General features: G+C 69.9%; 11 protein-coding genes. 7 read left to right on the top strand and 4 right to left on the bottom strand.

Features of this window, described 5'->3' with window-relative positions:
* A partial coding sequence (locus tag PO768_RS26495; protein ID WP_272648444.1) for a hypothetical protein occupies positions 1-331 on the top strand: 331 nt, incomplete at its 5' end.
* Here the strand turns inward: PO768_RS26495 and PO768_RS26490 are convergent.
* From PO768_RS26490 to PO768_RS26480, 3 genes are read right to left on the bottom strand one after another with little or no spacing between them, the layout of a single operon-like run.
* Positions 309-2,243, bottom strand: coding sequence for a GNAT family N-acetyltransferase (locus tag PO768_RS26490; protein ID WP_272648443.1), 1,935 nt, complete (start codon positions 2,241-2,243; stop codon positions 309-311). The genes PO768_RS26495 and PO768_RS26490 overlap by 23 nt on opposite strands.
* A 14-nt stretch (positions 2,244-2,257) precedes the next feature.
* Positions 2,258-2,584 carry a hypothetical protein gene (locus tag PO768_RS26485; RefSeq protein WP_272648442.1) on the bottom strand — a complete coding sequence of 109 codons (327 nt, stop codon included), beginning with the start codon at positions 2,582-2,584 and terminating at the stop codon, positions 2,258-2,260.
* The gene (locus PO768_RS26480) at positions 2,575-4,029 is read right to left on the bottom strand and encodes a patatin-like phospholipase family protein (RefSeq protein ID WP_442953304.1); all 1,455 of its coding nucleotides are present in this window, start codon (positions 4,027-4,029) and stop codon (positions 2,575-2,577) included. The genes PO768_RS26485 and PO768_RS26480 overlap by 10 nt, the downstream gene beginning before the upstream one ends.
* Before the next feature lie 300 nt (positions 4,030-4,329).
* Between PO768_RS26480 and PO768_RS26475 the strand changes: the two genes are divergently transcribed.
* From PO768_RS26475 to PO768_RS26465, 3 genes are all read left to right on the top strand, one after another.
* On the top strand, positions 4,330-4,974 hold the full coding sequence (locus tag PO768_RS26475; protein WP_272648440.1) for an MBL fold metallo-hydrolase: 645 nt from the start codon (positions 4,330-4,332) through the stop codon (positions 4,972-4,974).
* 106 nt (positions 4,975-5,080) lie between these two features.
* Positions 5,081-5,746 (top strand): helix-turn-helix transcriptional regulator, encoded by a 666-nt coding sequence (locus PO768_RS26470; protein WP_171018218.1) that lies wholly within the window; start codon positions 5,081-5,083, stop codon positions 5,744-5,746.
* Between the two features lie 75 nt (positions 5,747-5,821).
* Positions 5,822-6,457 (top strand): Crp/Fnr family transcriptional regulator, encoded by a 636-nt coding sequence (locus tag PO768_RS26465; RefSeq protein WP_137942480.1) that lies wholly within the window; start codon positions 5,822-5,824, stop codon positions 6,455-6,457.
* 17 nt (positions 6,458-6,474) lie between these two features.
* Here the strand turns inward: PO768_RS26465 and PO768_RS26460 are convergent, their stop codons facing one another.
* Positions 6,475-7,440 carry a M48 family metallopeptidase gene (locus PO768_RS26460; RefSeq protein ID WP_272648439.1) on the bottom strand — a complete coding sequence of 322 codons (966 nt, stop codon included), beginning with the start codon at positions 7,438-7,440 and terminating at the stop codon, positions 6,475-6,477.
* A 74-nt stretch (positions 7,441-7,514) separates the two neighbouring features.
* Between PO768_RS26460 and PO768_RS26455 the strand changes: the two genes are divergently transcribed.
* From PO768_RS26455 to PO768_RS26445, 3 genes are all read left to right on the top strand, one after another.
* Entirely contained in the window at positions 7,515-8,021 is a 507-nt protein-coding gene (locus PO768_RS26455) for a flavin reductase family protein (protein WP_137942482.1), read from the top strand.
* A 61-nt stretch (positions 8,022-8,082) separates the two neighbouring features.
* Entirely contained in the window at positions 8,083-8,604 is a 522-nt protein-coding gene (locus tag PO768_RS26450) for a sigma-70 family RNA polymerase sigma factor (protein ID WP_272648438.1), read from the top strand.
* Positions 8,601-9,078: DUF4880 domain-containing protein (locus PO768_RS26445; RefSeq protein ID WP_272648437.1), on the top strand; the 478-nt coding region annotated here is incomplete at its 3' end. The genes PO768_RS26450 and PO768_RS26445, both read left to right, overlap by 4 nt.

Here is a 9,078-nt window from a genome sequence, read left to right as displayed (position 1 = left end):
CGGCGTCGCCTGCGCCTTGCAGCAGGCCGGTGACGCCAGCGGCGCACGGGCCGGTGTCGAGGCCGTGCTGGCCGCGGTGGCCGGCCGCGGCGGCTGGCAGGACGACGAGGCGGACGCCGCCATCTGGTGCGCCCGCGTACTGGCGCAGCAGCAGGACCCGCTTGACGCCCCATGCTTGGCCGCCACTCTGGCCGCCGCCCGACGCGGGCTGATCGCGCAGGCGGCGATCTTCGAGGATCCGATCCAACGTGCGCAGTTCCTGCAAGCGACGGCCCTGCGCCGCGAGCTGCAGCTGACGGAGGCCGCGCTCAAAACAGCGCCGTCACCCTGACCGTGCCATCCATGTCCTCGGTCCTGACCTGGCTGGCGCCCTGCCTGGCCAGGCGGATCATGTGCTCGTTGCTCGGCAGGATCTCGGCGACGAAGCCGAGCACACCGGCGGCCCGGGCATGGGCGGCCAGATGGTGCTGCAGCTGGGCACCCAGGCCCGTGCCCTGCCAGTCGGGGTGGACGATGAAGGCGGTCTCGGCCAGATTGGTGCTGGGGTCCAGCACATAGAGCGCATGGGCGACGACCTGCGGGTCCTCGCGGGGGCCGGTGACGGCCACCAGGGCCACCTCGGTCTCCCAGTTCACATTGCACAGGCGCTGCACATCGGCGATCGACAGGCCGCGGATCCGGCGGAAGAAGCGGGTGTAGACATCGCGCTCGGGCATGCGGTGGAACAGCGCGCGCACCGCGTCGCCGTCGGCCGCGCCGGCCGGGCGCAGCAAGACCTGGCGCCGGTCCTTCAGCGTGACCTGGGCCTCCTCTTCGACCGCATAGGCGCGCAGATTGCGCAGCTGCTGCTCGGCCGGCAGATAGCCCAGGGCCTTGGCCTGCTCCAGCAGCGCGGCGCGGTGCTCGGGGTGGGCGATCTGTATCAGCGCCACGGCACGTTCGCGGATGCTCTTGCCAAACAGATAGGCGATGCCGTACTCGGTGATCACGTAATGCACATCGCTGCGCGCGATCGCGACGCCCTCGCCGGCCTGCAGCATGCCGCGGATCCGCGAGGTCTTGCCCTCTTCGTCGGTGGACGCCAGGCAGATGATGGCCTTGCCGCCGACCGAGCGTGAGGCGCCCTGCAGGAACTCGGCCTGGGCCGCCAGGCCGCCGTAGAAATCGCCGCCGAACTGGTCGGCGCAGACCTGGCCGCTCAGGTCCACCGCGAAGGCCTGGGTCACCGACACCCTCTTGTGCTGCCGGGCGATGGTCCAGGCATCGCAGACCGCCTCGATCGGCTGGAAGCTGAACAGCGGGTTGCGGTCGATCAGCTCGTACAGGCGCTGAGAGCCCATCGCGAAGCTGCAGACGATCTTGCCGACCTGGTGGCTCTTCTTCTTGCCGGTCAGGATGCCGCGCTCCAGCAGCGGGATGATGGCGTCGGTGATGACGTCGGAGTGGATGCCCAGGTCCTGGCGATCGCTGAGGTACTTCAAGGCCTCGTTGCTGAAGCGGCCCAGGCCGATCTGCAGGGTCGAGCCGTCGTCGATGATGCTGCCGATGTAGCGTGCGATGCTCTCGACCACGGCGCCCGGCTGGGCCGGATGGCGGTACTCAATCACCGGCGTGTCGACCGGCACCAGATGGTCGATCTCGCCGATGTGCAGCATCGAGTCGCCCAACGTGCGCGGCATCTGCGGATTGAGCTCGGCGATCACCAGGCGGGCGCGCGCCACGGCGGCCGGGATCACATCGACCGACAGGCCCAGGCTGACATAGCCGAACTCGTCGGGCAGCGAGACCTGGATCAGGGCCACATCGACCGGGATGCGGCCGATCGCCATCAGCTGCGGTACGCGGGCCAGCGAGATCGGCACATAGTCGGCCAGGCCCTGGCGCACGGCGGCGCGCATGTCCTGGCCGACGAAGAAGCTGCGGTGCCGAAAGCGCGTCTGCGGCTGGCCGGCCGCATCATGGGCGAGCGCATGGTCGGTCAGGAAGTGCAGCAGTTCGACATCGGCGGGCGTCGGCCGGTGCGCCTCCAGCGCCGCCACCAGGCTGCGCGGTGTCGCGCAGGCCGTACCGACGAAGACATGCTCGCCGGCGCGAATCCGGGCCACCGCCTCGGCGGCGCTGCAGATCTTGTCGGCGCAGGCCTGCAGGCGCGGATCCAGCGCTGCGGGCGCGTCGGCGCTGGCCGGGCGGCGCTGGCTCCAGCGGGTGATCAGACCTTGCAGCAGAGCACGTGCTTGGTTCATGGCGATCCTCGGGCTCAGTCGTCGCCGGCCGGCACGGGGGCGGTCCCATCGAGCACCTCGCAGGCATGGGCATAGCCCTGCGCGACGATGTGCTCGAAGCGTTTCCACTGCAGCATGCCGACCCGGTCCAGCGGCGGGTTCATATAGACATCGGTCAGCTTGCGCGCCTGGCGCTGGCGCGAGACGCTGTAGAGCACGGTGACGTTCATCAGAAAGGCCGTCAGCGAGGGCAGGCGGTAGCGGCGCTGGGCACGCGGGCGCAGCCGGTCGCGCAGCAGCGCCCAGGTGCCCGGCACGTCCTCATGGGTGATGCGGCGCGGCTTGCGGAAGCTCAGGTCCACNGCCGGTCGCGCAGCAGCGCCCAGGTGCCCGGCACGTCCTCATGGGTGATGCGGCGCGGCTTGCGGAAGCTCAGGTCCACGCCGATCACGCGGCCGACACCACGCATGCCGCGCATCACGTCGACGGGGAAGTTGTTGAAGGTGCCGCCGTCGCACATCAGATCGCCGTCGATGATCAGCGGCGGCAGCGCGCCGGGGATGGCAATGCTGGCCAGGATGGCATTGCGCATCGGACCGCGGCGCACGATGTGCTCGCTGGCCTTCGAGTAGTTGGTGGCGACGCAGAAATAGGTCTTCCAGACATCCTCGACCCTGACATGGTCCTGGCCCGTCAGCTCGCGCAGCGCGGTCTCGACCAGGCCGCTCAGGCGCCGGCCCTTGATCAGCGAGAGCAGCGGGATCAGGTTGAAGTCGCTGGTGGGCTTGGCCGAGAAGACCTTGCGCGCGTTGGCCAGCACCGCCTCGAAACCCCGGTCGGTGGCCACATAGCCGGCCATCACCGAGCCGATGCTGGTGCCGCCCACCACATCGATCTCGATGCCGCGCTCCTGCAACGCCCGGTAGACGCCGAGGTGGGCGATGCCGCGCGCGCCGCCGCCGGCCAGCACCAGGCCCACCGCCGTGCGGCTGATCAGGCGCGCCAGCCGGGCCATGTCGCGCGTCAGCGCGGGGCGGATGTGCAGATGATCGGTCAGCGGCCGGCGCTCCAGCCAGGCGGCCGTGCCAGCGGGCGAGCGCCGCTCGGCCGGGTGCAGCAGCACCAGGATCTCGGCCGCGTCGGTGCGCGGCGGGCGCCGCACCAGGCATTCCGCCTCGATCGGGTGGATCAGCGGCGGCGCATCGGCGTCGGCCAGCAGATAGAGCTCGTCGCAATGGCGGCTGCAGCGATAGGTCCAGGAGGTCGGCGTGGCGTCGCCTAGCAGCAGCACGAAATCGTGCTCGGCCTCGATCTCGTCGAGCCGCACCGCGATGCTGCGGTCGGCTTCGGCATCGCCCTGCTCGCGGTGGGTGATGCCGGGCAGGCCCAGGTCGGCGTCCAGAAGGTCGGCATCGACCACGGCCACCCGCCCGATGCTGCGCAACTGTTCGGCCAGCGCGCTCGCAAACGTGCCGAGATCGACCCCGGCGCTGATCGGCAGCAGGCCGATGGTCACCGGCCGGTCCATCGCGGAGCGGGCGCCCTCGGTCTGCAGCCGCTTGATGATCTGCCGCGTCAGCGCGATCGAGACCTGGCCGCTGAGCGCCAGCAGCTGCCTGAACTCGGCCTTGCCCAGGCGCACCAGCACGGTGTCGCGGATCGCCACCAGGGTGGCCGAGCGGGGCTCATCGGTGTAGAGGCTCATCTCGCCGACCATCTGGCCGCGGCTGATCTCGCGCACCATGCGCTGGCGGCCGTCCTCGTCGCTGATATAGGTGCGCAGCCGGCCGCTGACGGTCAGGTACATCGCGTCGCCGGGTTCGCCCTGGCTCATCAGGGTCTGGCCGCCGGCCAGCTCCACCCATTGCAGATGCTGCAGCAGCAAGGCCATCGCATCCGGCTCGATGTCGCCGAGAAAGCTGCGCAGATGGCGCATCAGCAGGTCGTCGAGGTACTGCGCGCGAACACAGGCCTTGTTCATGGTGCCTAACGATTTTTCTATTGTTGATGCGGCTCGTGCGATGCAATGTAACCGAGGGTTGGCGGCCTTGCCGCCGCAGTTCTGCAGAATGGCGGCTTTGCACTTCGGTTCGAGCCCGCGCCTCCCATGAGCCTGCAATACCTGACCCTGCCCGTGACCGCCTTCCAGCAGAACTGCTCCCTCGTCTGGTGCGATGCCAGCCGCGAGGCGGCGGTCATCGATCCCGGCGGCGAGCTGCCGCGCCTGCTGGCGGCGGTGCACGAGCACGACCTGACCCTGAAGGCGATCTGGCTGACCCATGCCCATATCGACCATGCCGGCGGCACCGGCGAGCTGGCGCGCAGCCAGGGCCTGCCCATCATCGGGCCGCACCCGGGCGATCAGTTCTGGATCGACGGCCTGCCGCAGCAAAGCCAGATGTTCGGCTTTCCACCGGCCGAGTCCTTCACCCCGACGCGCTGGCTGGCCGACGGCGACACGGTCAGCATCGGCCACGAGACCCTGCAGGTGCGGCATTGCCCGGGCCACACGCCGGGCCATGTGGTGTTTCACTCGGTGGCGGCCAAGCGCTGCTTTGTCGGCGATGTGCTGTTCGCCGGCAGCATCGGCCGCACCGACTTCCCCGGCGGCGACCACGCCACGCTGATTGCCTCGATCACCGGGCGGCTCTGGCCGATGGGCGACGACACCGTCTTCATTCCCGGCCATGGCCCGGAGAGCAGCTTCGGCCGCGAGCGCCGCAGCAACCCTTATGTTAGGGATGACAGGTGAATACTTCACAAACGCGGGCGCCAAGATTCACCGCCGCCGCACAAGACCTGGCCCTAAGCTTCTGATCACGCTGTCATCACTCGGTAGCGCTTCAGGGAGCTCAGCAATGAATGCAATCGACTTGGCCACCGTTTCCGCTGTTTCCACCGTTTCGCGCAGCACGGCCGTTCCCGAGCGCCGCCGCGCCGCCTCGCTGAGCAGCCACTGGCTCGGCCTGGTGCTGGAGGAGCTGGACTACGGCGTGCTGTTGCTGAACCAGCGCGGCGAGCTGCTGCACAGCAACCGCGCGGCCCGCCTGGCGATGGATGCGCGGCATCCGCTGCAGCTGCTGGGCGGCCAGCTGCGGGCGCGCTGCGCCAAGGATGTCAAACCGCTGTTCGAGGCCCTGGCCCATGCCGAGCGTGAGGGCCGGCGCTGCCTGCTGCGCCTGGGCGAGGGGGCCGAGCAGGCCAATGTGGTGGTGGTGCCGCTGAACCGCGATGTCGAGCAGGCGGCGGTGCTGCTGGTGCTGGAGCGGCGCGAGCTCTGCGGTGCGCTGGCGGCGCAGTGGTTCGCGCTGCGTTATGGCCTGACCCCGGCCGAGACCGAGGTGCTGAAGGCGCTCAGCGACGGCGCCGAGCCCAGCAGCGTGGCCCAGGCCCAGGGCGTGGCGATCTCGACCGTGCGCACCCAGATCCAGAGCATCCGGGCCAAATCCGGTGCGCCCAGCATCCGCGAGCTCTTGCGCCAGCTGGCGGTGCTGCCGCCGCTGATGTCGGCGCTGTACAACTGAGACTGACGCCCCGGGCCTACATCCCGTAACATCTGGCGCAGGAGGCGTGGCTTGGTGCCACGCAAGCCGCGCCGCATGGATAGCAGCACCGTTCTCGCGCAGATCTTCGAGCCCGCGCTGGCCGATCTGCCGCCCGCGCTGGCGGCACTGGCCGCGCGCGGCGTGGTGCGCAGCTACCGTCGCGGCACCGTGCTGATCGAGGAAGGCACGCAGGGGGACAGCCTCTACCTGGTGCTGTCGGGCCGCTTGCGGGCCTATGGCTGCGATGCCCGCGGCCGCGAGATCACCTACAGCGTCTACGGCGTCGGCGACTATGTCGGCGAGATGAGCCTGGACGGCGGGCCGCGCGCGGCCAGCGTCATCACCGAGGAAACCAGCCGCTGCGTGCTGTTGACGCGCGAGAGCATCCTGGCCCATATCGCCGCGCATCCCGAGTTCGCGCTGGAACTGCTGAGCAAGGTGATACGCCTGGCTCGCGCCGCGACGCTGTCGGCCAAGCAGATGGCGCTGCACGATGTCTATGGCCGGCTCAAGGCCCTGCTGGAGAGCGGGCCCCAGGAGCGGCTGACCCACCAGGCGATGGCGCAGCGTCTGGGCTGCTCGCGCGAGATGGTCTCCAAGCTGATGAAGGACCTGGAGCTGGGCGGCTATCTGGTGCGCAGCTCGGCCGGGCGCTACGAGCTGCGCAAGGCGCTACCGGCGCGCTGGTGAAGCGCCGGCCCCGCGCTTCAAGAGCGCTTGCGCAGCGGCGGTGCCACCTCGAACTGCTTGGCCGGCTTCTCGGCCCGTGCATACAGGCCCTCGACCTTGGGGATGTTGGCCTCGATATCGCGGATGCGGGTCGGCCCGGCCGGGTGGGTGGAGAGCCATTGCGGCGGCGCACCTTCGCTGGCCTTGCCCATCTTCTGCCACAGGCTGACGCCGGCCTCGGGCCGGTAGCCGGCGCGCGCGCCGAGCTCCAGGCCCACCAGATCGGCCTCGGTCTCGTCCTCGCGGCTGAACTTCAGGGTCAGCAGCTGGCCACCCATATTCAGCAAGGTGTCGCCGACATTGCCCAGGCCCAGCAGGCTGGACAGCAGGCCGGCGCCGACCCGGGTGGCCGTGGTCTTGGCCATGCGCTCGCGCGCATGCTCGCGCAGCGCGTGGGCGATCTCATGGCCCATGATGGCCGCGACCTCGTCGTCATCGAGCTTGAGCTTTTCGAGGATGCCGTAATAGAAGGCGATCTTGCCGCCCGGCATGCAGAAGGCGTTGAGCTGCTCGCTGCCGAGCAGATTGACCTCCCAGCGCCACTGCCGCGCGCGCGGGTTCCAGCCATAGGACTGCGGCACGATGCGCTCGGCGATCGCGCGCAGTCGCAGCAGCTGCGGATGGTTGGCCGGCGCCAGCACGCCCTTTTGCTTGGCCTCGGCCATCATCTGCTGGTACTGCTGGGCACCGGCGTTCTCGACCTGCTCGGCCGGCACCAGGCTGGTCAGCTTGCTCTGCTTGCCGACATTGACGCCCTCCTGGGCCCAGGCGGGCAGGCCGGCCAGCGCGGCGCCGCCGGCCAGCAGGCCGGTGAACAGCCGGCGCTGCGGCAGGGCCGGCGCAGCATCCCCGCAGGTGCGGCAGTCGCAGCGGCCGAAGCCATAGCGCGGCGCGCTGGGCAGATGAGGATTCTCAAGAACCTGGAAGTGGGTGTGTTCAGCCATGGGGGCTATTTTGGGACAGATTCCGATTTGTCCAGCGCCGAGCCCGGTGATGCCCGCTGAAGGACAATCGCGCGATGTCCAGCACCCCCCCTTCCGCTGCCGGTTTCGACAGCCAGCAATTCCGTTCGGCCCTGGGCATGTTCGCCACCGGTGTCACCATCGTCACCGCGCGTGCCGATGACGGCAGCCTGGTGGGGCTGACCGCCAACTCCTTCAACTCGGTGTCGCTGGCGCCGCCGCTGGTGCTGTGGAGTCTGGCGATGAAGGCCGGCTCGATGCCGGTGTTCAGCCGCGGCTCGCATTACGCGATCAACATCCTGGCGGCCGACCAGAAGGCCCTGGCCCAGCGCTTCGCCACCCGCGACATCGACCGCTTTGCCGGCGTTCCCTGGCGCGAGGGCGCCGGCGGTGCGCCGGTGCTGGAGGGCGTCGCGGCGGTGTTCGAATGCGCGAACCGCAGCCAGTACCAGGAGGGCGACCATGTGATCTTCGTCGGCGAGGTCGAGAGCTGCCACTGGGCCCCGAACGCCCAGCCGCTGATCTTCCATGGCGGGCGCTACTACACCGAGCTGCCGATCTAGCTGGCAAGGCATGGCGTCATCGATGAGATAATGCGAATCGTTCGCATTATCAAATCAACCGATGAGTGCCCCGTCCACCCTGCTCGATCCTCTGGCCCTGCTCTACCGCCAGCACCATGGCTGGCTGCTGGGCTGGCTGCGCCGCCGGCTGGGCAGCCCGGAGACGGCGGCCGAGTTGGCGCAGGACACCTTCGAGCGCCTGCTGCGCCAGCCCGCGCTGCTGAGCCAGCTGCAGGCGCCGCGCGCCTTTCTCAGCACCGTGGCCCATGGCCTGCTGGTCAATCACTGCCAGCGCCGCGACCTGGAGCGCGCCTATCTTGAAACCCTGGCCCTGCTGGCGCCGGACAGCCATCCCTCGCCCGAGCAGCAGGCCCAGACCCTGGAGCTGCTGCTGGCCGTGCAGCGCCTGCTGGCGGGCCTGGCCGAGCGGCCGCGCCGTGCCTTTCTGCTGGCCCGGCTGGAAGGCCTGGGCTATGCCGAGATCGCCGCGCAGCTGGGCGTGTCCGAGCGCATGGTCAAGCACTATATGGCCCAGGTGATGCTGCATTGCCTGCGGCTGCGCCAGCAGGGCGGCGGTCTATGAGCGGGCCCGACAGCCAGGTGCTGGCGCAGGCGGCCGACTGGTTCGCCCGCCTGCAGGACCCGGCCCTGAGCGAGCCGGAGCGCCGGCGCTGGCAGGCCTGGCAGCAGGCCTCGCCCCAGCACGCGGCGGCCTGGCGCGAGGTCGAGGCGGTCTGGGGCAGCCTGAGCCCCTTGCAGGGCCTGCCGCTGGCCCAGGAAACACTGGCGCGCGCCGGGCTGCAGCGCCGCCGTCTGCTCAAGCGCAGCGGCGCCGCGCTGCTGGGCCTGGGCGGTGTGGCCACGCTGGGCTGGCAGATCCAGGCCCAGCATCCGCTGGCCGATCTGCGCACGGCGGTCGGCCAGAGCGGCCACTGGACCCTGGCCGATGGCGCCGAGCTCTGGCTCAACAGCGCCAGCGCCGCCGATCTGCGCGAGGACGGCAGCCGGCGCCGCGTGCAGCTGCACCACGGCGAGCTGCTGCTGGACAGCCGCAGCG

Source organism: Paucibacter sp. XJ19-41 (assembly GCF_028462495.1).
In the GTDB taxonomy this organism is placed as follows: Bacteria; Pseudomonadota; Gammaproteobacteria; order Burkholderiales; family Burkholderiaceae_C; genus Roseateles_E.
Note: the sequence above shows the minus strand (reverse complement) of the source record. Positions and strands in the feature narration are given on the sequence as shown.